This window comes from Acidovorax sp. BLS4 (assembly GCF_032929295.1).
Lineage (GTDB): Bacteria > Pseudomonadota > Gammaproteobacteria > Burkholderiales > Burkholderiaceae_C > Paracidovorax.
On record NZ_CP136797.1, the window covers coordinates 1,731,501 to 1,754,683 of the forward strand.

The following is a 23,183-nucleotide window of genomic DNA, read 5'->3' on the forward strand; positions in this document are numbered from 1 at the left end:
GCCGACTGAGCCGTAACGTGGGCTTTGGCGTGAGGCCCGTTCGTACCCGGCCTGTCGAGGCCACTGCTCCCGCGCCCTCTCGCCCTCTCGATGCGCCGCGTTCAACGCTTGACGGGCCACGTGGGGCAGGGCGCTTCTTTTCGTCATTGCAGGACCTGAAATTGATTGCAATCATTCCCGCCCCGGCGCCGCTGGACGGTGACTACCCGCGTTTTCTCCAGGCATTGGCCGCCGAGGGTTTCCGGGGCGAAATCACATCGCAGTACGCGGACCGCACCGTTCTGGCCACAGACAATTCGATCTATCAACGGCTGCCCCAGGCCGTGGTCTTCCCGCAAGATGCCGTGGACGTCGAAACACTCGCGAAGCTGCTCGCCAGGCCGGAACACCGGCGGGTGGTGGTTTCTCCGCGGGGCGGGGGCACGGGCACCAACGGGCAATCCCTCACCGGGGGCATCGCCGTGGATATCTCCCGGCATCTCAACCAGATCCTGTGGATCGATCCCGTGCGCCGGGTGGCACGGGTGCAGGCCGGCGTCGTCAAGGACCAGTTGAATGCGGCGCTGAAGGCGCACGGGCTGTTCTTTGCCCCTGAGCTGTCCACGTCCAACCGCGCCACGATCGGCGGCATGATCAACACCGACGCCAGCGGCCAGGGCAGTTGCACCTACGGCAAGACCCGCGACCACGTGCAGGTGCTGGACATGGTCCTGCTGGGGGGCGTGCGGTTTGCCAGTCGCTCAGTGGATGCCGAGGAACTGCCGTTGCGATTGAAGGAAAGCGGCCTGGTGGGCGATGTCTGGCGCTGCGCGCACCAGATCGCCACGGAGCATGCCGAGCTGATCGAGGCGCGCTTTCCCAAGCTCAATCGCTGCCTGACCGGCTATGACCTGGCGCACCTGAAAGAGCCCGGCGGTCGCTTCAACCTCAACAGCGTCTTGTGTGGGGCGGAAGGCTCGCTGGGCTTCGTCGTCGAGGCGGAAATCGGCCTGCTGCCCATCCCCCGCCATTCCATGCTGGTCAATGTGCGTTATGCCAGTTTCATGGACGCGCTGCGCGATGCGCGGGTGTTGATGGAGCATCGCCCGTTGTCGATCGAGACGGTCGATTCGCGGGTCTTGATGCTGGCGATGGAGGACATCGTCTGTCAGGACGTGGCGCAATACTTCCCTGCCCAGGCCGACCCGGCACCGACGCGTGGCATCAACTTGGTCGAATTCTGCGGGGACTCGGCGGACGAGGTGCGCGCTCGCGTGGCGGCCTTCATCGGGCACCTCGCCCGCAACCCCACGGTGAGCCGCATCGGTCACACCATTGCATCGGGCCGCACGGCCGTCGACAAGGTCTATGCCATGCGCAAGCGCGCCGTCGGCTTGCTGGGCAACGTGCAGGGTGAGGCCCGGCCCCAGCCTTTCGTCGAAGACACGGCCGTGCCGCCAGAGAAGCTCGCCGACTACATCGAAGAGTTCAGGGCATTGCTGGACCGCCATGGGCTGAGCTATGGCATGTTCGGCCACGTGGATGCGGGTGTGCTGCACGTCCGGCCCGCCCTGGACCTGAAGAACCCCGCCCATGCGGCGCTGATCCGCACCATTTCCGACGAGGTCGCCGGGCTGACCCTGAAATACGGTGGCGTGCTCTGGGGCGAGCACGGCAAGGGAGTCCGTTCCGAATACGCGCCGAAGTATTTCGGCCCCCTGTATGCGGCACTGCAGGCGCTCAAGGCGGCATTCGATCCGCACAACCAGCTCAACCCGGGAAAGATTGCCACGCCCGCAGGCCAGAGTGCCCGGCTGCTGCGCATTGATGAGGTGCCATTGCGTGCCGACGCCGATCGCCAGATCGATGAGCGGGTGTGGCAGAGCTTTGCCAGCGCCGTCCATTGCAACGGCAATGGCGCTTGCTACAACTTCGATCCGGACGACGCGATGTGCCCGTCATGGAAGGCCACGCGCGAACGCAGGCACTCCCCGAAAGGACGTGCCTCGCTGCTGCGCGAGTGGCTGCGCCTGCAGGGCCATGCGGGGGTGGATGTTCTGGCGGTGGCTGCGCGGCAACCCTCGTTCCTGGCCGGATTGGCCAGGCGCTGGCGCAACCGCCGCGAACGCGCAACCAACGGAACGGGTCGCTCCCGCGACTTTTCCCATGAGGTGTATGAGGCGATGTCCGGTTGCCTGGCGTGCAAGTCGTGCGCGGGGCAGTGCCCTGTCAAGGTCAACGTTCCTGACTTTCGGTCGCGCTTTCTGGCGCTTTATCACACGCGGTATGGAAGGCCGTTGAAGGACTACCTCATTGGCTCGCTCGAATTCAGCGTGCCGTATCTGGCACGCCTTCCACGGCTCTACAACGGTGCCATGTCCAACACGCTGGTGCGCCGGATGCTCGAGCGCCATGCGGGCATGGTGGACAGCCCGTTGCTCAGCCGCTTCGACTTCCAGACCACGTTGAGCCGCTGGGGCGTGCGCTGTGCCACGCCATCGTTGCTGGCCGCGCTGACGGACGCGCAACGCGCCCGGTCCGTGATCCTGGTGCAGGACGCGTTCACGCGTTATTTCGAGACGCCCGTGTTTTCCGCGTTCATCGAGTTGGCGTCCCGGCTGGGGTACACGGTCTGGCTGGCTCCTTTCATGCCCAACGGCAAGCCGCTTCATGTGCTGGGCTTTCTGCAGGCCTTCGATCGAACGGCGTTCAAAAACGCGGAGATGCTTGGCGCTCTGGCGTCGTGTGGCGTGCCGCTGGTTGGTCTCGATCCTGCCATGACGCTCGTGTACCGCCAGGAATACGCGAAGCTGCCGTCTTTGCAAAAGCCGCCGTGCGTTCTGCTTGCGCAGGAATGGCTGCTGGAGGCGCTGCCCGCGCGGGCGTCGGAATCTCTTTCGGGGGACTTTCAGCTGCTGAACCACTGCACCGAAAAAACGACCGCCCCCGCCGCCGCAGCGCTGTGGCCCCAGGTCTTCGCCCGTGCCGGTTTGAAGCTCAGTCCGCGGGCCAGTGGCTGCTGCGGCATGTCGGGAACCTACGGACACGAAAGCCTGAATGTGCAGACCTCGCGCCTCATCTACTCCCAATCGTGGGGTCCGATATTGAACGCCGAGCCGGCGCGACAGACGGAGTTCCTGGCCACCGGATATTCCTGCCGCAGCCAGGCCAAGCGGATGGACGACCGGCGTCTGCGGCATCCCGTGGAAGTCCTGCTTCAGTTCTATGCACAGCGGGAAACTTCCGCTCCTGTCGGCCCGGGGTGCTGACCGTGTGCATCCGGCCGCTTTTTCACCTGCCAGTGCGCAATGGGCAAACAAATGTATGATGGCCGTCATGCGAAAAGTAAAGACCAATGGCCGAACTGCTGCCAAAGAGGCTTCGCACGAGCGCATCGTGCAGGCCGCTGCGCGCGCCATCCGGCGCAGCGGCTATGACGGCACCGGCGTGGCCGACATCATGAAAGAGGCGGGTTTGACGCACGGTGCGTTCTATGCCCATTTCGAGTCTCGCGAAGCCATGCTGGCCGAAGCGGCAGACCGTGCCGGAGCCGAAGCCAACGCCGCCGCTGCGCGCATCGTCGCAGCCGTGCCGCCAGAGCAGTCCTTGCAAGCGCTGATGCAGGTCTATCTGTCCAAGGAGCATCTGGCGGCTATCGAGACAGGCTGCCCGGTGTCCGCCCTGGGCTCCGAGATGCCGCGCCAATCGCCCGAAGTGCGTCGCGCGGCCACGCTCCGCATCAAGGAGATGATCGATCTGGTGGCCCGTCAGTCGCCCGATTGGGGACAGCCTGGCGCCCACGAGCGCGCGTTGGTGACCGTGGCCACCATGGTGGGCACGTTGGTGCTGGCCCGTGCCGTCGATGACTCGGCGCTGTCGGAGTCGCTGTGCAGCGCCGCGTTGAAGAGTCTGGCCCCGTCCGGTGCGTGAGATCACCGGGCTTTTTTTTACTCATAAGTATGATGACCATCATTTCAAAATGCCTGACAGCCAATGCTGCCAGGTTCGTCGCCTGCTCTGCCTGCAAAAAGGGAACCCCATGAAGGCTTTCATCCTGGACCGCTATGGGAAAAAAGAGCGCTTGCGCGCCGCCGACGTGCCTGAGCCGGACTTGCGTGACGACGAGATGCTGATCCAGGTTCACGCGGCCGCGGTGAACCTGCTGGATGCCAAGATCCGAAATGGCGAGTTCAAACTCATCCTGCCGTATCGCGCACCGTTCGTCCTGGGGCACGATGTGGCCGGCGTGGTGGTGCGCGCCGGACCGCGTGTCCGCCAGTTCAAGGCGGGCGACGAGGTGTACGCCAGGCCCGATGACTTGCGCATCGGCACGTTCGCCGAATTCGTGGCCGTGAAGGAAGACTCGGTGGCGATGAAGCCCAGGAACCTCACCATGGAGGAGGCTGCGTCCATCCCCCTGGTGGGTTTGACGGCTTGGCAGGCGCTGGTCGAAAAGGCAAAGCTCAAGAAGGGGCAGAAGGTTTTCATCCAGGCAGGCTCCGGGGGCGTGGGCACGTTTGCCATCCAGCTGGCCAAGCACCTGGGCGCGACGGTTGCCACCACCACCAGCACCGGCAACGTCGCTCTGGTGAAACGCCTGGGCGCAGATGTGGTCATCGACTACAAGAACGAGGCCTTTGAAGACCACCTGAGCGGCTACGACGTGGTGCTGAACAGCCAGGACGGCAAGGCCCTGGCGAAGTCCCTGGGCGTGCTCAAGCCGGGCGGAACCCTCGTTTCCATCTCAGGGCCACCGGACCCCCGGTTCGCCGAAGACATCCATGCCCCATGGTGGGTGAAGCAGGTGATGCGCGCCATCAGCTCTGGCGCCCGCAGGCAGGCCCGGCGCCTCGATGTCGCCTATGCATTCCTTTTCATGAAGGCCAGCGGCAGCCAGTTGCGGCAGATCACGCCGCTGATCGAATCGGGCGCCATCCGCCCCGTGATCGACCAGGTCTTCCCCTTCGAATCCACCAACGATGCCCTGGCCTACGTCGAAAGCGGCCGAGCCAAGGGCAAGGTGGTCATCAAGGTCCGATGAGCCGTTCCATTGGAACGACATCGCACGTCCGTAAATATGACGATCGTCATTTGAAATACCAGTCCAACCCTTTGGAGCTCCCCATGCACCTTGAAAACTCCGTCGTCCTCGTCACGGGCGCCAACCGCGGCATCGGCCTGGCCTTCGCGCGCGAACTGCTTGCGCGCGGTGCTCGCAAGGTTTACGCCGCCGCGCGCGACGCCGCCACCGTCACCTTGCCCGGCGTGCACGCCCTGCGGCTCGACGTCACCAAGCCCGAGGAGATCGCTGCTGCGGCACAGCAGGCCGCCGACGTGAACCTGGTGATCAACAACGCGGGCATCGCCCAGCCGGGCGGCTTTCTGGCGCAGGACAGCGACGCGTTGGCGCGCCGCATTTTTGAAACGAACTTTTTTGGTGTGCTGAACGTGAGCAAAGCGTTTGCGCCCGTGCTCCAGGCGAATGGCGGTGGCGCACTGCTCAACGTTCTGTCGGTGGCGTCGTGGGTCAATGGTGGCGAGCTGGCCGCTTATTCGGCCAGCAAGTCGGCGGCGTGGTCGTTGACCAACGCACTGCGCCATGAGTTGGCCGGGCAGAAGACCCAGGTGCTGGGCCTGCACATGGCGTATGTGGACACCGACCTCACCAGGGGCTTCGAGGTCCCGAAAAGCAGCGCCGAGGAGATCGTGCAGCGTGCACTCGACGGACTGGAGGCCGGTGCCGACGAGGTACTGGCCGACGTGCTCACGCAGCAGGTAAGGCAGGGCCTGACAGCGCCGCGTCCGGTCTACCTCCCCCAGGCCCTTTGAGCCCCGGGCACACCGGCATGCCACTCGACACACTCCCTGCCCCTGCCCCTGCCGTGAAGCGTGGCGCCAGCGCGTGATCACGGCGCCCGGGGTGGGAAGGGGAAGCGGGGGCTTTGGAGAATCACATGCCCGGTGCGCAGATGGCCGAGTCGATGCCAGACAGGGCCTCGGAACCCATGATTTCAAGCGTGGAGATGCAGCGTGGCTGAGGTCAATTCCTGGCCTCATTTACAATGTCCGGTTATCTTGCCCGCCGGGCCGTCCTGCGAAACCCAAATGAAATCAGATACTTACGATGAAATCGCGACGCCAGAGACGATGAAGGTCCCCAAGGTAGGCTTCGTCAGTCTTGGCTGCCCCAAAGCCCTGACCGACTCCGAACTGATCCTCACGCAGCTGAGCGCCGAGGGCTACCAGACCTCCAAGACTTTCGAAGGTGCCGATCTCGTCATCGTCAACACCTGCGGCTTCATCGACGATGCCGTCAAGGAGAGCCTGGACACCATCGGCGAGGCGCTGGCCGAGAACGGCAAGGTGATCGTCACCGGCTGCCTGGGTGCGCGGTCCGGCGACGGTGGCGGGAACCTGGTGCGGCAAATGCACCCCAGCGTGCTGGCCGTCACCGGCCCCCATGCCACGCAGGAGGTGATGGATGCCGTCCACCTCAACCTGCCCAAGCCGCACGACCCGTTCATCGACCTGGTGCCGGGCAGCTTCGGTGTGGCGGGCATCAAGCTCACGCCCAAGCACTACGCATACCTCAAGATCAGCGAAGGCTGCAACCACCGCTGCACCTTCTGCATCATCCCCTCCATGCGCGGCGACCTCGTCTCGCGTCCCATCGGCGATGTGCTGAGCGAGGCCAAGGCTTTGTTCGAAGGCGGCGTGAAGGAACTGCTGGTCATCAGCCAGGACACCTCGGCGTTCGGCGTCGATGTGAAGTACCGCACGGGTTTCTGGGACGGCAAGCCCGTCAAGACCCGCATGCTGGAGCTGGTGCAGACCCTGGGCGAGATCGCCGAGCCCTACGGCGCCTGGGTGCGCCTGCACTACGTGTACCCCTACCCGAGCGTCGATGAGGTCATCCCCCTCATGGCCACGGGCAAGGTGCTGCCGTACCTGGACGTGCCGTTCCAGCACAGCCACCCGGACGTGCTCAAGCGCATGAAGCGCCCTGCCAGCGGCGAGCGCAATCTGGAGCGCATCCAGCGCTGGCGCGAGACCTGTCCCGAAATCGTCATCCGCAGCACCTTCATCGCCGGCTTTCCGGGCGAGACCGAAGAAGAGTTCCAGCACCTCCTGGACTTCGTGCGCGAGGCGCAGATCGACCGCGCAGGCTGCTTCGCCTACAGCGACGTGAACGGCGCTGTGGCCAATGAACTGCCCGGCATGCTGCCCCTCGAGTTGCGCGAAGAGCGCCGCGCGCGCTTCATGGCCGTGGCCGAGGAAGTGTCCGCCGCCAAGCTGCGCAGCCGCGTGGGCGCCACCATGCAGGTGCTGGTCGACTCCGCCCCCGCGCTGGGCAGAAAGGGCGGCACCGGCCGCACCTATGCCGATGCGCCCGAGATCGACGGCGTGGTGCACCTGCTGCCGCCTGAGAAGATCAGCAAGACGATGAAGGTGGGCGAGTTCACCCGGGCCCGCATCGTCGGCACGCAGGGACACGACCTGGTCGCACTGCCGATCTGACCCGAGGTGGCGCGGGACCCGCGCGGGCGGTCGCCGCGGCGGGCGGGGGCCTGACGGCAGGTACCGCCCATCGCGCCATGCCATGGCGGCGATTGATCACTCGCCGCATAGCCCGAGCGCGCCGCCATGCTAACCCCACGCCAGCTATCTGCGCAATAGGCGCGGCGCCATGCCGTCGCGTGCCTGCTGCGGGACCGGGCTACGTATCATCGAGCTCCCATGCCCATGTTCCCCTTGCCGCGCACCGCCACCGCGCCTTTCTGCCCATCCGAAGTCAAGGGCAGCGTCCAGGTGGACCCTGGCCTCCCGTTTTCCAAAAAGCTGCTGCGCTACGCAGGGCCGGGCCTGCTGGTCTCGGTGGGCTACATGGACCCCGGCAATTGGGCGACGGACATCGAGGCCGGCTCGCGCTTCGGCTACGGGCTGCTCTTCGTCGTGCTGCTGGCGAGCCTCGCCGCCATGCTGCTGCAGACCCTGTGCGTGCGCCTGGGGCTGGTGGCGCGCCGGGACCTGGCCCAGCTGTGCCGCGAGCGCTATTCCCCCGCCGTGAACCGGTGCCTCTGGCTGGGAGCGGAACTGGCCATCGTGGCCTGCGATTTGGCCGAGGTGCTGGGCAGCGCGCTGGCGCTGCACCTGCTGTTCGGCGTGTCGATTCCGGTGGGTATCGCCATCACCGCCTTCGACACTGTGCTGGTGCTGGGCTTGCAGGGCGCGGGGTTCCGGCGGGTGGAGGCCATCGTGCTGGCGCTGGTGGCCACCATCGCTGCGTGCTTTGCAGTGGAGCTGGCGTTCTCGCAGCCGATCTGGTCGCAGGTGGCGATCGGCTTCGTGCCCAGCCTGGAGCGGCTGCAGCAGCCCGGGGCGCTGTACCTGGCCATCGGCATCGTGGGCGCCACGGTCATGCCGCACAACCTGTACCTGCACTCGTCCATCGTGCAGACCCGGCTGGTGGCCGACACCGATGCGGCGCGGCGCGAGGCCATTCGTTTCTGCACCTGGGATGCCGTGGTGTCGCTGTCGCTCGCGCTGCTGGTGAACGCGGCCATCATGGTGCTGGCCGCCAGTGCCTTCCACCACAGCGGCCACCGCGACGTGGCCGACATCGCCGACGCCTACCACCTCATCGAACCCCTGGTGGGAAGCGCCCTCGCGGCTGCGCTCTTCGGCATCGCTCTGCTGGCCTCGGGCCAGAGTTCGACCTTCACGGGCACCATCGCCGGGCAGATCGTGATGGAAGGATTCCTGGACCTCAAGATTCCCTGCTGGCAGCGGCGCCTCATCACGCGGGGCCTGGCGCTGGTGCCGGCTTTCGTGGGCGTGTGGTGGCTGGGCGATGCGGGTGTGGGCAAGATGCTGGTGCTCAGCCAGGTGGTGCTGAGCTTTCAGCTGCCCTTCGCGATGTGGCCGCTGATCCGGTTCAGCAGCAGCCCCGAGGTGATGGGCCACTTTGCCACCGGACGGATCCTCCGGCTGGCGGCCTGGGGGCTGTTCGCCGTGATCTCGCTGGCGAACCTCTGGCTGGTGACGGCGGTGTTCGGCTGAGAGAGGCCGTTTCCGCCAGAAGCTGCCGCTGCGGCCCCCTGCTTGATTGGTCGGCTCAGTTGGTCGGATAGGCCGTCAGCAGAATCCATTTGCTGCCGACCCTTTCGAAGTCGAGCTGAACGTTGGAGAACTGCGATTTGGTCTTGGTGGTGCATTCGCCGTTGGCGTTGGCCGCGGTGCAGTTGAAGCCGCCGATCAGGTCTTGCTTCAGCACGCTGTAGACCGTCACCTTTTGCCGTGCATGCGTGCCGGAGCACTTGACGGCCTTTCCTTTGTATTTCTTCGGGTCCTGGTAGCTGTTCCAGAAGGCGCTGTAGTCTCCCACGCTGGAGAACAGCGTCTTGTCCTGCTGGCTGGAGCCCTGGGGCGGTGTCGCGCCGAAGACGTGCTGGTTGAGGTGGCCGCCATCGGCGTTGTTGTTGGCCGAGACGGCGCTGTGCTGCACGGTCGCGATGGCGCGGCATTCCACGGCGTGGGCGGTGCGGCTGAGGCCCGGGGCCATGAGCAGCGCGGCCATGGCGGACAGCGCGAAGGGGGTAGTGGAGGAAAAAAAGCGGATCGAATGCATGCGGGCTCCCTGGTGTTATGTAAGGAAATCATTGCCGGAAGGCCTGGCAATTGCCCACCCGACGCCCCTGTGCCATGGCGGGCCTGGATGCTGGCAAGGGGTGCGCGCCTGTCGGCCTTCCGGTGGCTCCATTCTGGAAAGACTCCCCTTGCAGCGCTCTGAAGATTGCGTGAATCGTCCTGAAATGGGCTGAAGCGCGAAAGCGCACGCTTCGTGCGCGTGGCTATCGCGGCGCTGGGTGGCGTGCGGCCATGCGCCATCCAAAGTTCATCCCTGCCACGGCCATGAGGATGGCGACGGCGCCACCGACCTGCATCGGGCTCAGCCGATGGCCGAAGGCCCACGCGTCCACCCCGATGGCCACGATGGGATAGATGAAAGACAGAACGCCCACCATCGACGTCGATAACTTCTGTATGGCGCTGTACAGGAGCGTGGACATCAGGCCCGTGTGAATGAATCCGATCGCCAGCAGCAAACCCCAGGTGGGTAGCGTCGATCCGCCCGTCGGGGCCTGGGCGAACGGCAGCAAAAGCAGGGTGCCGACGATCAGCTGGATCAGGACGATCAGCCGGGGCGGCACGCCGCTCAGCCTTTTGGTGATCGCGGCCGCCATGGCGTAGAAGAACGCGGCGGCCAGTGCCAGTCCGACGCCTTCCAGGTAGCCGGAGGGCAGCGCGCCCCACTGTCCACCGCCGACGACGATGAGCACGAGGCCGCCGAACGCGATGCCCAGCCATCCTGCCTGCGACGCGGTCAGCTTTTCTCCGAAGAACAGCGCCCCAGCGCCACGAGCATGAAGGGCTGGGTGTGGTAGGTCACCGTGGCAATCGCGATGGATGCGTGCGAGTAGGCGGCAAAGAGCAGGCCCCAGCTGGCCGCCAGGGCGATGCCGCCGAGTGCGGCCATGCCGGCTTGCCTGCGGCCGATGTTCCATCGCTCTGGCTGGCCCGGACGGAGACAGAGCATCAGCAGCGCCACGGCACCGAACGCGCAGCGCCAGAAGACCACTGCGCCGGCAGGCATTCCGGTCTGCAGCACCAGCCAGCCCACCGTGCCGGCGATGACCATGGCGGTGGTCATCTCCAGCGTGCCTGCCGTTTTCGGATGCATGGATCGTCGCCTGTGGTGGATTGCCAAGTCGCCTGGGCAAGGGGTCGGAAGAAAGCGATTCGTTCTTTAAAAAGAACGAACGATCTGTATGATGAACTTGCTTCATTCGTTCGTCAAGTCGAACGATTGTTCTTTTTAATGAGATAGGATGATCATCCCTTGAACACCAGTCCTTCACCCATCCGCCTGTTGGCCGCGGCCGTTCGCCGCGAGCGCGAGCGCCTCGGCCTGTCCGTGTCCGAACTCGCCAAACGGGCGGCCATCGCCAAATCGACGCTCTCCCAGCTGGAGGCGGGCGTCGGCAATCCGAGCCTGGAGACGCTCTGGGCGCTCGCCACGGCGCTGGATGTGCAGTTGACGCAATTGATCGCCCAGCCCAGAACCCATGTGCAGGTCATCCGGGCCCATGAGGGGGTGGCGCTGGCTTCGGAGCAGGCGAACTACGCGGCGACCTTGCTGGCGGTGTGCCCTGCCGGCGTGCAGCGCGATCTCTACCGCCTGTCGGTCCAGCCCGGCGCACCCAGGACTTCCGAGCGCCACTTGCCGGGCACGGTGGAGCACGTCGTCCTGTGCAGCGGACGCGCCAGGCTGGGGCCGGTCGGCCATCTGGTGGAACTCGGCCCGGGGGACTACGCCAGCTACTCGGCGGATGAAACGCATGTGTTCGAAGCGCTGGAGCCTCAGACGACGGCGGTCATGCTGATCGAGCACACATGACATGGACTGGCCTAGCGGAAATGAAAAAGGGCACCGGCCGAAGCGGGTGCCCTTTGGGGATCGAAACTCGATCCGGATCGATCAGACGCGCTTGCGGTACTCGCCCGTGCGGGTGTCGATTTCGATCTTGTCGCCCTGGCTCACGAACAGGGGCACGGGCACTTCGAAGCCGGTGGCGATCTTGGCGGGCTTGAGCACCTTGCCGGACGTGTCGCCCTTGACGGCGGGTTCCGTCCAGGTGACTTCGCGTTCCACGCTGGTGGGCAGTTCGACCGAGATGGCCTTGCCGTCGTAGAACACCACTTCGACGGTCATGCCGTCTTCCAGGTAGTTCAGTGCGTCGCCCATGTTCTCGGCTTCGACTTCGTACTGGTTGAATTCGGTGTCCATGCAGACGTACATCGGATCGGCAAAGTAGGAGTAGGTGCACTCCTTCTTGTCCAGGATGACGTTGTCGATCTTGTCGTCGGCCTTGAACACGTTTTCGGTGCCGAAGTTGCCGATCAGGCTCTTGAGCTTCATGCGGACCGTGGCGGCGCCGCGGCCGCCGCGTGCGTATTCGGTCTTCAGGACGACCATCGGGTCCTTGCCGTGCATGATCACATTGCCGGCGCGGATTTCTTGAGCGATTTTCATAGCAGATTGCTGGGCTGGGGTTGAAGCCGCTCTACGCGCCGGGGCGCTGCGGGCGCTGCCTGAGAGGTGCAGCGCAAGGTCCGAGCGCCAGCGCATGTTCCGCGGCGGGATGCGCCGGCCGGTCACTTCGTCAGAAAGTGCCGCCTTGGGTTGGCGCAAAACGGTGGATTTTAGCTTTTTTCGGCCACGAACCCCAGCAGTTGGGTCAACAGATCGTCCTGCGCGAGCAGCCGTGCGCGCGCCGCCTGCACGGTCGCGCGCCATTCCTGCAGCGTGGCGGCGTCCAGGGCAGGCAGGGGACCGTCCTGTTCGAGTCCGTTCCACAGCGCGTGGAAACGCCGCAGCGAAGGCGGCGCCTGGAGCCAGTCGAGGAACGCTTGCAGCTTGGCATGGTGGGCCTGGTCGTCCTGGGGATAGATGTGCCACACGAAGGGCTGGCCGGCCCACAGGGCGCGCACCAGCGAGTCCTCGCCGCGCACGCAGTTGAAATCGCAGGCCCACAGCATCTCGTCGAACGCCGGCTGGGGGCAGGGAGCGAGGTATGAAATCGATAGCAGACTGCCGGCGTCTTGATTGCGCTGGAAGCCATTTCGGTCCTGATTGTCCAGCGCCTGGACGGCTGCCGTTGCGCGGCCGGGGGTGACGAGCAAATGGGCGCCGGCATGCTGCCGCAACCGGTCGAGCAGCGAAGGCAAGGCGGGTGGCTCGTAGCAAAACAGCGAAACGGCGAAGGCCCCGGCCGCCACGCCATGGCGGGCACGCCAGCCGGCGCGGTCGAAGGCGGCCTGGCGGTCCATCAACCCCGGTTCGCGCAACAGCCCGCCCGTGCGGCGGGTGAACCCGGGGTAGAAGAACCAGCGCGTGCAGCCCGCGCCGGGGCCCGACATCAGCAGGGAGGGCAGGCGGTGGCTGCGCTCCACATAGCTTTCGGCGCTGAGGTACTCCAGGTTGATCCAAAGGCGTTTTTGGCCCGATGCCCTAGTGGAATTTGCCATGGATGCTATGAAATCAGGAGCAATCTCGCAGCCGAACGCCTCGATGACCACATCGCCCGCGCCGTCGGGCGGGGCCTGCGCAGGCCAGGGCAGGACCTGCACGCCCGGTGCGCCGGCAGGGGCCATCCAGCCCAGCGCGGTGGCGTCGTCCGTCCACAGGCGGACGGCGTGGCCCCGCCCGGCCAGGTCGGCGGCGAGGCGCCAGCACACGCCGATGTCGCCGTAGTTGTCGATGACCTGGCAGAACAGGTCCCAGCGCAGGGGGGAGGCCACGGGGTGCGCAGGGCTCATGCGCCACCCCCGGCCGGTGCCCGCAGATGCTCCACCAGCAACTGCGCCACGCGCGACAGCGGCTCCCCGGACCGCACGCACAGCGACAGCTGCCGGTGCGCCCACGGCTCGGCCAGGGTGATGGGCCGCAGGGCCAGGGTGGCGCGGTACAGCTGGGCGCTGCCGCGGGGCAGCACGCCCACGCCCAGGCCCGCGGACACCATGAGGCACAGCGCGTCATAGCTGGTCACCTGGATGCGCAGCTTGAGCGGCAGGCCCGCTTCGGCCGCCGCGCGGGTGAGCTGGTTGTTGATGGCGCTGCCCGGGTGCACGCCCACGAAGTCGAACGGCAACGCATCGGCCAGCCGCACCGAGCGCCGCCGGGCCAGCGGATGGCCGGCGGGGGCGATCAGCACCAGTTCGTCGGTGCGGTAGGGCAGCAGGGCGACGCGCTCTCCGTAGCTGCCGTGGTTGAGGATGCCCACGTCCGCGGCGTTCTCGGCCACCGAATGGGCGATGGCGCTGCTGATCTGCTCCTGCAGCCGCACCTGGACCTGCGGGTGCGCGGCCATGAAGGCCGGCAGCTCGGCCGGCAGGAACTGGGTGATGGCCGAGATGTTGGCCACCACGCGCACGTGGCCCCGCACCCCGGCGCGAAAGTCGCGCATCTGCAGGGCGATGCCATCGAGTTCGTTGAGCACGCCGCGCGCCATGTTCAGCAGCGCATACGCCGCGTCGGTGGGCTCGGTACCTCGGTTGCTGCGGCTGAAAAGCTCCACCTGCAGGGTGCCCTCCAGCTCGGCCAGGCGCCGGCTGGCGGCCGACGGGGCGATGTGCTCGCGCGCCGCGGCGCGGGCGATGGCGTTTTCTTCCATCACCGCCACGAACAGGCGCAGGGAAACCGGGTCGAGCTTCATGGGCGCCGATGGTACTGCCGCCGGGCAGCCGGCCATGCCGGTTTGCGATGGCGGCGTCGCGCATCGGGGTTTTGCGGTGGGCGGGGGCCACGGCATGATCCGCGCCATTCGAACGAAGGGACGCGACAGGAATGACGACGACGACGGATACGACAGCAGCCCCCGTCGCCCTGGCCGGGGTGCGGGTGATCGAGATGGGCCAGTTGATCGCCGGGCCGTTTTGCGGCAAGACGCTGGGCGAGTTCGGGGCCGATGTGGTGAAGATCGAGGCGCCCGGCGCGGGCGATCCGCTGCGCAACTGGCGGCTGATCAAGGAAGGCACCTCGGTGTGGTGGCAGGTGCAGTCGCGCAACAAGCGTTCGCTGGCGCTGGACCTGCGCCAGCCGGAAGGGCAGGACATCGCACGCCGGCTCATCGCCGAGGCCGATGTGCTGATCGAGAACTTTCGCCCCGGCACGCTGGAGGACTGGGGCATGTCGCCCGAGGCGCTGCATGCGCTCAACCCCGGGCTGGTGATCCTGCGCATCTCGGGCTACGGGCAGACCGGCCCCTACCGCGATCTGCCGGGCTTCGGAATGATCGGCGAGGCGATGGGTGGCCTGCGCCACCTGACGGGCGAGCCCGGCCGCGTGCCGGTGCGCGTGGGCGTCTCCATCGGCGACACGCTGGCGGCGCTGCACGGCGCCGTGGGCGTGCTGACGGCGCTCTACCACCGCAAGGTGAACGGCGGCAAAGGCCAGGTGATCGACGTGGCGCTGCACGAAGCCGTATTCAACGTGATGGAGAGCCTCATTCCCGAGTACAGCGCCTTCGGTGCCGTGCGCGATGCAGCCGGCAGCGCGCTGCCGGGCATCGCGCCGTCCAACGCGTATCCGTGCACCGATGGCTGGGTGCTGGTGGCAGGCAATGGCGACAGCATCTTCAAGCGGCTGATGGAGGCCATCGGCCGGCCCGACCTGGCGGCGGCGCCCGACCTGGGCAGCAATGCCGGGCGGGTGGCCCGGGTGGCGGAGATCGACGCGGCCATCGGCGAATGGACGGCCGGGCGCACCGTGCAGGCAGTGCTGGAGGGCCTGGGCGCCGCCCGCGTGCCCGCCGGCAAGGTGTACACGGCGCAGGACATCGCCGAAGACCCGCACTACCGCGCCCGAGACATGCTGCTGCCGCAGACCACGCGCGACGGCTATGTGGTCGAGGTGCCGGGCATCGTGCCCAAGCTGTCGGGCACGCCGGGCACGATCCGCTCCAGTGCGCCGCACCTGGGCGACGACACCGATGCGGTGCTGGCCGAGGCGGGCCTGACCGCCGAACAGATCGCGCTGCTGCGCAGCAAGGGGGTGATCCAATGACCGCGACTCGCAACCCGTCGAACGGGGCGGATGAAACGCGCGAAGCCCGGGCCGGCGTGTGGAGCGGCAACGGCCGCCGCATCCACCTGCAGGAAGTGGGAACGCGCGACGGCCTGCAGATGGAGCAGGCCTTCGTGCCCACGGCAGACAAGATCGCGCTGGTCGATGCGCTGTCGGCGGCGGGCCTGTCGAAGATCGAGGTGACGGCGTTCGTCTCGCCCACGGCGATACCGGCGCTGCGCGATGCCGAGATCGTGATGCGCGAGATCGTGCGGCGCCCCGGCACGGTGTACAGCGCGCTGGTGCCCAACGTGCGCGGCGCCGAGCGCGCCATCGAGGCGCACACCGACGAGCTGAACCTGGTCATGTCCGCCAGCGAGACGCACAACCTGGCCAACCTGCGCATGGCGCGCGCGCAGTCGTTCGCGGCGCTGTCGCAGGTGGTGGCCACCGCCCAGGCCGCGGGCGTGGCGGTGAACGTGTCCCTGTCGTGCGTGTTCGGCTGCCCGATGGAAGGCGACGTGGCGCCGGCGCAGGTGTTCGGCTGGGTGCAGCGCTTCGCCGACCTGGGTGTGCGCGGCATCACCCTGTGCGACACGACCGGCATGGCGTATCCGACCCAGGTGGCGCAGCTCACCGCCGCCGCCCGGGCGCGCTGGCCGGGCGTGGATTTCACGCTGCACTTTCACAACACGCGCGGCATGGGGCTGGCGAACGTGCTCGCCGCCATCGATGCGGGGGCGGACCGTTTCGATGCGTCGCTCGGCGGCCTGGGTGGCTGCCCCTATGCGCCGGGTGCGTCGGGCAATGTGTGCAGCGAGGAGGTCGCGCACGCGCTGCAATGGATGGGTTACGACACGGGCGTGGATCTTTCGCAGCTGATCCCCGCGGCGGCCCGGTTGCCCGGGCTGATCGGCCACGACATTCCCAGCCAGATCGTGAAGGCGGGGCGCCGGCTGGACCTGCACCCGGTGCCGGACGGCTTCGAGGCGATCCGCGACCGGGCACGGGCACGCGAAGCCGCCTGAACGCCGGGCGGCAGCGGCTTTCCCGCGGGAAGGCCCGCGGGCCGTCGCGGCGCGATGCATCGACAAAAACCCAAGGAGACAAAAATGATGGACACGCATTCACTCTCGCGCCGCGCGGCGCTGGGCACGCTGCTGTGCGGCATGGCGGGCACAGCCCTGGCGCAGGCGGGCTACCCCCAGCGCGCGATCACCCTCGTGGTGCCGCAGCAGGCCGGTGGCGCCAACGACGCGATCGCCCGGGTGGTGGCGCAAAAGCTGTCGGAACAGCTGGGCCAGCCGGTGGTGGTGGACAACCGGCCCGGCGCGGGCGGCAATGTGGGCACGGCCGCGGCGGCCAAGGCCCGGCCGGACGGCTACACCCTGCTGCTCACGGCGGACAGCGCGCAGGTCATCAACCCCTGGCTCTACCAGCACACGGGGTTCGACCCGGTGAAGGATTTCGAGCCGGTGGCGCCGCTGGCCACGGCGGGCTACGTGCTGGTGGCGAACCCGGCGTTTCCCGCGTCCAACGTGGCCGAGCTGGTGGCGCTGGCCAAGGCGCACCCGGGCCAGTACGCCATCGCCTCGGCGGGCAATGGCACGCTCAACCACCTGATCGGCGAGATGCTGCAAAAGACCGCGGGCATCACGCTGCAGCACGTGCCCTACAAGGGCTCCGCCGCGGCGGCCACGGACGTGGTGGGTGGGCAGGTGCCGCTGTCGGTGCAGAGCCTGCCGTCCTCCATCGCCTTCATCAAGGCCGGCAAGCTCAAGGTGTTGGGCGTGGTGAACACGCGGCGCGTGGCGGCCTTGCCGGACGTGCCCACCATCGGCGAGACGCTGGCGGGTTTCGGCCAGACACCGTGGTACGGGCTTTTCGCGCCGGCCGGCACCTCGCCCGCCGTGGTCGCGCGGCTGCAGGCCGAGGTGACCAAGGCGCTGGAGCAGAAAGACGTGGCCGAGCGGCTCGCCGCCGTGGGGTGCGAGCCCTACAAGGGCAACTCGGCTCAGCTGGCGGCGCTGGTGCGGGACGACCTCGCGCGCTGGGGCCGGGCGGTGAAGGACACCGGGGCCAAGCTGGATTGACGGCAGGCCGACCGGCCGTGCGGACCGAGGGCGGGGCTCGACCTGCCGCCGCAGGGCTTTTTTTCTTTTGAATTTCAAAAAACCAAGGAGACATGACATGAGAACGACAACGACAACGACAACGACAACGACAGCGAAAGCGACAACGGTCACCCCGACCACCCCTTGCGCATCCCGTCGCCTGGCGGCGATGGCCATCGCGCTGGCTGCGGCCTTCGCCGGCCCCGCCTGGGCGCAGGGCGGCTATCCGAACAAGCCGGTGACCCTGGTGGTGCCCACCGCCGCGGGCGGCACCACGGACCTGTCCGCGCGCATGCTCGCGCAGGCCCTGGGCCCGGTGCTGGGCCAGTCGGTGGTGGTGGACAACAAGGGCGGCGGCAACGGCAACATCGCCGCCGGTGCCGTCAAGCGGGCCGAGCCCGATGGATACACGCTGCTCATGCAGTACTCGGGCTATCACGTGATCTCACCGCTGCTCACCCGGCAAAAGCAATGGGAGCCGGGCGATTTCCAACCCATCGCGAACGTGCTGTCGGCGCCGCAGATCATCGTCGTGCGCGACGGCCTGCCCGTGAAGACGCTGGCCGATCTGATCGCCTACGCCAAGGCGCATCCCGGCAAGCTCAACTACGCCTCGTCCGGCAACGGCTCGCTGCAGCACGTCACCGGTGCCATGCTGGAGCAGCAGGGCGGCGTGAAGATGGTGCACGTGCCGTACAAAGGCACCGGCCCGGCGCTGCAGGATCTGCTGGGCGGGCAGGTGGATCTGACCTTCGGCACCGCGCCACCGTTCATGCCCCACATCCAGGCCGGCAAGCTGCGCGTGCTGGCGGTCACCGGAAAGCAGCGCCTGGCCAGCCTGCCGGACGTGCCCACCACCGCCGAGGCGGGCTGCCCCAAGGTGGATGCCACGTCGTGGTTCGCGCTGTTCGCTCCGGCCCATGTGCCCAAGGCGGTGGTGGACAAGCTGGTGGCCGATGTGCGCACCGTGGTGCAAAACCCCGCATTCCAGCAAAAGGCCCTGGAGCAGGGTGCCACCGCCGACTACCAGGGACCGCAACCGCTCGCCGAGCGGGTGAAGGCCGATCTGGCCAACTGGGCACAAGTGGTCAAGGCCTCCAGGATCGAGGCGGACTGATCGTTCCTTGCCCCTCGGGCCGCCCGCTGAGGGCCCTTCAGCCATCGAAGCCCTGCGCAGCGCGCAGGGCTTTTTGCTTTGTGCGCAGCGCTGTGCGCCGAGACAAAGGGAGGGCCGCCGTGCACGGGCCCGTCATGCGCTTGTAAAAATTCTTTGAATGATTGAATTTTTTCTTTAATATGACGGTGTTGTAAATTTTTTATCAAAAACGGCTGAACGCTTTCCCCCACCCACCTGGCACCTGTCCCATGTCCGCTGTTCCCGACCCGAGCACCGAAGCCCCCACGATCGCCATCCGCATCGGCCGGGTGCGCCCCACGCTCACGCGGTCGCACCAGCAGATGGCGGACTACGTGCTGGCCCACCCGCTGCAGGCGGCCACCATGCCCATCGACGAACTCGCGGCGGCGGTGGGCGTTTCCATCGCAACAGCCAACCGCTTCGCCCGGGCCATCGGCCTGGACGGCTACCCCATGCTGCGGGCCGAGCTGGTGCGCGGTTTCGAAGCCATGCTGGCGCCCATTGAGAAGATGCGCATCAAGCTGGAAAAGCCCAGCAGCATCGGCGATGTGTTCGCCGCCGCGCTGGAGGAAAGCCAGCGCAACATCGCCGCCACGCGTGAGGCCCTGGACCCGGCCGCGTGCGAGGCCGCCGTGCAGGCCATCGTGGGGGCGCGGCGCATCTACCTGGCCGGCTTCGGCGCCAGTGGCTGGCTCGCCGGGCTGCTGCAGCGCGGGCTGGATGCGCATTGCGACGGCGTGCACCTGCTGGCCGGGGTGGCGGGTGCGTCCTACGGCGCGCGGCTGCTGCCTCGCATGGGCGAGGAAGACCTGTTCATCGCCATCAGCTACCCCCGCTACCTGACCGACACCGTCGTGCTGGCGCAGGGCGCCTTCGAGCGCGGCGTGCGCGTGCTGGCATTGACCGACGGGCTGCAGTCGCCCCTGGTGCCCTTCGCCCACGGCTGCCTGTTCGCGCAGACCGAAAACCAGTATGCGGCCAATTCCGAATCGTCGGCGCTGGCCATGATCGAGGCGCTCACCAGCGCAGTGGCGCACCAGGCGAAGGAGTCGGTGAAGACCGCGGCACGCATGACCGAGGCGGTGCTGCCCTGGCTGCACGACAGCTCGCGCACGCGGCTGGCGCCACGCTCGGCCGACACCACCGCCAGGAAGCCCGCTGCCAAGGGCAGTGGCCGCGCCTGAACGGCGGCCGTATCCATCGCTCCCGATCGCCTTTCGCCTGGCCGATTGATTCGTTCCCATCCACTTCGCTGACCGGTTTCGCCGCTTCTTCCATGACCGTTTTTCCGTCTCCTTCCGGGCGTCCCGTTCCGGTGATCGCCATCCACGGCGGTGCCGGCACGCTGAGCCGCGCGCAGATCGACGCCCGGCAGGAGCGGGCCTACCACGGTGTGCTGCAGGACGTGCTGCGCGCCGGGCAGGCGGTGCTGGAGCAGGGCGGGTCCGCCGCCGATGCGGTGTGCACGGCCGTGCAGTTGCTGGAAGATTGCCCGCTCTTCAACGCCGGGCATGGCGCCGTGTTCACCGCCGACGCGACCCATGAACTGGATGCCGCGCTGATGGAGGGCGCCACGCTGGCGGCCGGCGCGGTGGCCGGCGTGCGCCACGTGCGCAACCCCATCCTGGCGGCCCGCGCGGTGCTGCGCCAGGGCCAGCATGTCCTCATGGCGGGCGAGGGCGCCGAGCGCCTGGCGCGCGATGCGGGGCTGGCCATGGTCGAGCCCCACTACTTTTCGACCGAAGCCCGGCGCGCCCAGTTGCTGGCCGCGCAGGCCCGCCAGTCGGGCGCCGTGCTGGACCACGACGGGGCCGCTGCAATGGCCGGCCTGTCCGGCCGCGCGCTGGACGAAGACCGCAAGATGGGCACCGTGGGCGCGGTGGCGCTGGATGCCCAGGGCCACCTCGCGGCGGCCACCTCCACGGGCGGCATGACCAACAAGCGCCCCGGCCGCGTGGGCGACAGCCCGCTCATCGGCGCGGGCACCTATGCGGACGACCGCACGGCCGCCGTGTCGTGCACGGGGCATGGCGAAGCCTTCATCCGCGTGAGCGCGGCGCACGACATCTGCGCGCGCATGGCCTACGGCGGCGCCTCGCTGGAGGCGGCTGTCGATGCCGTGGTGCATGGCGCGCTGCCTGCCGTGGGCGGCACCGGGGGCCTGATTGCGGTGGACCGCCACGGCAACGTGTGCCTGCCGTTCAACACCGAGGGCATGTACCGCGGGCTGGCTCGCGTCGGCCACGCGGCCGAGTCCTTCATCTTCCGCACGCCGGATACATGAAGCCCACGGGCCGATGCATCGACCGACCGACTGGCTGCCTGATCGCCTGACCGAATTTCCTATCCCTGTCCTGCCATGACCCCAACCCCTTCGAGCGCGACGACCTCCCTGGCCCTTGCAGAGCAGCGCGTGCTGGCCGTGGACGATATGACGGTCCGCTTTGCCAATTCCGAGCGCACGGTGGACGCCGTGCGCAACCTGTCCTTCCACGTGGACCGGGGCGAAACGCTGGCCATCGTGGGCGAGTCGGGCTCGGGCAAGTCCGTCACCTCGCTGGCGCTGATGCGGCTGGTCGAGCATGGCGGCGGAAAGATCGTGGGCGGCTCCATCGCGCTGCGCCGCAGCAGCGGCCAGGTGCTGGACATGCGCCGCGCCAGCAACGCCACGCTGCAGTCGGTGCGCGGCGCCGACGTGGCCATGATCTTCCAGGAGCCCATGACCTCGCTGAACCCCGTCTTCACTGCGGGCGAGCAGATCGCGGAGTCCATTCGCTACCACCAGGGCAAGGACCGGGCGGCGGCGCGCGCCGAGGCGCTGCGCATGCTGGAGCTGGTGCGCATTCCCGAGGCGCGCAACGTGCTCGACCGGTTTCCGCACCAACTGTCCGGCGGCATGCGCCAGCGCGTGATGATCGCCATGGCGCTGTCGTGCAAGCCCCAGCTGCTGATCGCCGACGAGCCCACCACCGCGCTGGACGTGACCATCCAGGCGCAGATCCTGCAGCTGATCCGCCAGCTGCAGGAAGAGATGCGCATGGGCGTGATCTTCATCACCCACGACATGGGCGTGGTGGCCGAGGTGGCCGACCGCGTGCTGGTCATGTACCGCGGCGACAAGGTGGAAGAGGGCCCTTCCGCCCAGATCTTCGCCGCCCCGCAGCATGCCTACACGCAGGCGCTGCTGTCGGCCGTGCCCAAGCTGGGTGCCATGCAGGGCACCGACCTGCCGCGGCATTTCGAACTGCTGCGACCTTCCGGTGATGCCGAGACGGTGCAAGCGCTGCAGTCCACGCCGGTGGATACGCGCCCCGCAGGGGCCCAGCCCATCCTGCGGGTGAAAGATCTGGTGACGCGTTTCGACCTGCGCTCGGGGCTGTTCAACCGCGTCAAGCGCCGCGTGCACGCGGTGGAGAAGGTGAGCTTCGATCTCTATCCGGGCGAGACGCTGGCGCTGGTGGGCGAGTCCGGCTGCGGCAAGTCCACCACGGGCCGCTCGCTGCTGCGGCTGGTGGACAGCCAGAGCGGTGCCATCGAGTTCGGCGGGCGCAACATCCTGGACCTGCCCACGAGCGAGGTCCAGGCGCTGCGCCGCGACATCCAGTTCATTTTCCAGGACCCGTTCGCCTCCCTCGACCCGCGCCTGACCGTCGGCTTTTCGATCATGGAGCCGCTGCTGGTGCACAAGGTGGCCAGCGGCCGGCAGGCGCAGGAGCGCGTGGACTGGCTGCTGGAAAAGGTGGGGCTGCCGCGCGACTACGCGCAGCGCTACCCGCACGAGTTCTCGGGCGGCCAGCGCCAGCGCATCGCCATCGCACGGGCGCTGGCCCTCAACCCCAAGGTGGTGGTGGCGGACGAATCCGTGTCGGCACTGGATGTGTCCATCCAGGCGCAGATCGTCAACCTGATGCTGGACCTGCAGCGCGAGCTGGGGGTGGCGTTTCTTTTCATCTCGCACGACATGGCCGTCGTCGAGCGCATCAGCCACCGCGTGGCGGTGATGTTCCTCGGCCAGATCGTGGAGATCGGACCGCGCCGCGCGATCTTCGAGAACCCGCAGCATGCCTATACCAAAAAGCTCATGTCCGCCGTGCCCGTCGCCGACCCGGCGCGCCGGCACCTCCGGCGCACGCTGCTGGAGGGGGACATTCCCAGCCCCATCCGCGCGGTGGGCGACGAGCCCGTGGTGCTGCCGATGGTGCAGGTGGGACCCGGCCATTTCGTGGCGCCGCAAGGGGGGTGATGTTTCCAACTCAAATCGACCTTCAGCGCTTGCCTGACAAGCGAAAGCAGCTATCCATTTTGAAAACCCCTGATCTTTTCCACA

Annotated in this window: 18 protein-coding genes and 1 pseudogene; 14 read left to right on the forward strand and 5 right to left on the reverse strand. The window is 67.4% G+C overall.

Annotated elements, in window-relative coordinates:
• The first annotated feature begins 164 nt into the window (after positions 1–164).
• The 6 genes from R1Z03_RS08070 (at position 165) to R1Z03_RS08095 (ending at position 9,039) form a co-directional block, all read left to right on the forward strand.
• Entirely contained in the window at positions 165–3,248 is a 3,084-nt protein-coding gene (locus tag R1Z03_RS08070) for an FAD-binding and (Fe-S)-binding domain-containing protein (RefSeq protein ID WP_317360297.1), read from the forward strand.
• Positions 3,249–3,303: 55 nt separating this feature from the next.
• Positions 3,304–3,909 carry a TetR/AcrR family transcriptional regulator gene (locus R1Z03_RS08075; protein WP_284430740.1) on the forward strand — a complete coding sequence of 202 codons (606 nt, stop codon included), beginning with the start codon at positions 3,304–3,306 and terminating at the stop codon, positions 3,907–3,909.
• A gap of 109 nt (positions 3,910–4,018) precedes the next feature.
• Complete coding sequence (locus R1Z03_RS08080; protein WP_317358522.1) at positions 4,019–5,020, forward strand: NADP-dependent oxidoreductase; 1,002 nt, start codon at positions 4,019–4,021, stop codon at positions 5,018–5,020.
• An 83-nt stretch (positions 5,021–5,103) separates the two neighbouring features.
• Positions 5,104–5,808 (forward strand): SDR family oxidoreductase, encoded by a 705-nt coding sequence (locus R1Z03_RS08085; RefSeq protein ID WP_317358525.1) that lies wholly within the window; start codon positions 5,104–5,106, stop codon positions 5,806–5,808.
• A 318-nt stretch (positions 5,809–6,126) separates the two neighbouring features.
• Positions 6,127–7,497, forward strand: coding sequence for a 30S ribosomal protein S12 methylthiotransferase RimO (rimO, locus tag R1Z03_RS08090; protein WP_284430742.1), 1,371 nt, complete (start codon positions 6,127–6,129; stop codon positions 7,495–7,497).
• 225 nt (positions 7,498–7,722) lie between these two features.
• Positions 7,723–9,039 (forward strand): Nramp family divalent metal transporter, encoded by a 1,317-nt coding sequence (locus tag R1Z03_RS08095; RefSeq protein WP_317358529.1) that lies wholly within the window; start codon positions 7,723–7,725, stop codon positions 9,037–9,039.
• 55 nt (positions 9,040–9,094) lie between these two features.
• Here R1Z03_RS08095 and R1Z03_RS08100 read toward each other — a convergent pair whose 3' ends face one another.
• Both R1Z03_RS08100 and R1Z03_RS08105 read right to left on the reverse strand, forming a co-directional pair.
• Positions 9,095–9,607: a hypothetical protein gene (locus tag R1Z03_RS08100; RefSeq protein ID WP_317358531.1), complete on the reverse strand. Its 513-nt coding sequence runs from the start codon at positions 9,605–9,607 to the stop codon at positions 9,095–9,097.
• Between the two features lie 223 nt (positions 9,608–9,830).
• Positions 9,831–10,720, reverse strand: a pseudogene (locus R1Z03_RS08105) (DMT family transporter).
• A gap of 159 nt (positions 10,721–10,879) precedes the next feature.
• Between R1Z03_RS08105 and R1Z03_RS08110 the strand changes: the two are divergent.
• The gene (locus R1Z03_RS08110; protein WP_317358534.1) at positions 10,880–11,437 is read left to right on the forward strand and encodes a helix-turn-helix domain-containing protein; all 558 of its coding nucleotides are present in this window, start codon (positions 10,880–10,882) and stop codon (positions 11,435–11,437) included.
• Positions 11,438–11,518: 81 nt separating this feature from the next.
• Here the strand turns inward: R1Z03_RS08110 and efp are convergent, their stop codons facing one another.
• The 3 genes from efp to R1Z03_RS08125 all read right to left on the reverse strand — a co-directional run bounded on the left by efp (position 11,519) and on the right by R1Z03_RS08125 (position 14,255).
• Positions 11,519–12,073, reverse strand: a complete 555-nt coding sequence (gene efp / locus R1Z03_RS08115) for an elongation factor P (RefSeq protein WP_272552191.1) — start codon at positions 12,071–12,073, stop codon at positions 11,519–11,521.
• A gap of 170 nt (positions 12,074–12,243) precedes the next feature.
• Positions 12,244–13,359 carry an elongation factor P maturation arginine rhamnosyltransferase EarP gene (earP, locus tag R1Z03_RS08120; RefSeq protein ID WP_317358537.1) on the reverse strand — a complete coding sequence of 372 codons (1,116 nt, stop codon included), beginning with the start codon at positions 13,357–13,359 and terminating at the stop codon, positions 12,244–12,246.
• Positions 13,356–14,255, reverse strand: coding sequence for a LysR family transcriptional regulator (locus tag R1Z03_RS08125; protein WP_272568647.1), 900 nt, complete (start codon positions 14,253–14,255; stop codon positions 13,356–13,358). The genes earP and R1Z03_RS08125 overlap by 4 nt, the downstream gene beginning before the upstream one ends.
• Before the next feature lie 131 nt (positions 14,256–14,386).
• Between R1Z03_RS08125 and R1Z03_RS08130 the strand changes: the two genes are divergently transcribed.
• The 7 genes from R1Z03_RS08130 to R1Z03_RS08160 all read left to right on the forward strand — a co-directional run bounded on the left by R1Z03_RS08130 (position 14,387) and on the right by R1Z03_RS08160 (position 23,099).
• Positions 14,387–15,604 (forward strand): CoA transferase, encoded by a 1,218-nt coding sequence (locus R1Z03_RS08130; protein ID WP_317358540.1) that lies wholly within the window; start codon positions 14,387–14,389, stop codon positions 15,602–15,604.
• Positions 15,601–16,632 carry a hydroxymethylglutaryl-CoA lyase gene (locus tag R1Z03_RS08135; protein WP_317358543.1) on the forward strand — a complete coding sequence of 344 codons (1,032 nt, stop codon included), beginning with the start codon at positions 15,601–15,603 and terminating at the stop codon, positions 16,630–16,632. The genes R1Z03_RS08130 and R1Z03_RS08135 overlap by 4 nt, the downstream gene beginning before the upstream one ends.
• 84 nt (positions 16,633–16,716) lie before the next feature.
• Positions 16,717–17,697 (forward strand): tripartite tricarboxylate transporter substrate binding protein, encoded by a 981-nt coding sequence (locus R1Z03_RS08140; protein ID WP_317358547.1) that lies wholly within the window; start codon positions 16,717–16,719, stop codon positions 17,695–17,697.
• 190 nt (positions 17,698–17,887) lie between these two features.
• Positions 17,888–18,835, forward strand: coding sequence for a tripartite tricarboxylate transporter substrate binding protein (locus R1Z03_RS08145; protein WP_317358549.1), 948 nt, complete (start codon positions 17,888–17,890; stop codon positions 18,833–18,835).
• 248 nt (positions 18,836–19,083) lie between these two features.
• Complete coding sequence (locus R1Z03_RS08150; RefSeq protein ID WP_272568655.1) at positions 19,084–20,040, forward strand: MurR/RpiR family transcriptional regulator; 957 nt, start codon at positions 19,084–19,086, stop codon at positions 20,038–20,040.
• A gap of 92 nt (positions 20,041–20,132) precedes the next feature.
• Positions 20,133–21,140, forward strand: a complete 1,008-nt coding sequence (locus tag R1Z03_RS08155) for an isoaspartyl peptidase/L-asparaginase (RefSeq protein WP_317358553.1) — start codon at positions 20,133–20,135, stop codon at positions 21,138–21,140.
• Positions 21,141–21,215: 75 nt separating this feature from the next.
• Positions 21,216–23,099 (forward strand): dipeptide ABC transporter ATP-binding protein, encoded by a 1,884-nt coding sequence (locus R1Z03_RS08160; protein WP_317358556.1) that lies wholly within the window; start codon positions 21,216–21,218, stop codon positions 23,097–23,099.
• Positions 23,100–23,183: the final 84 nt, after the last annotated feature.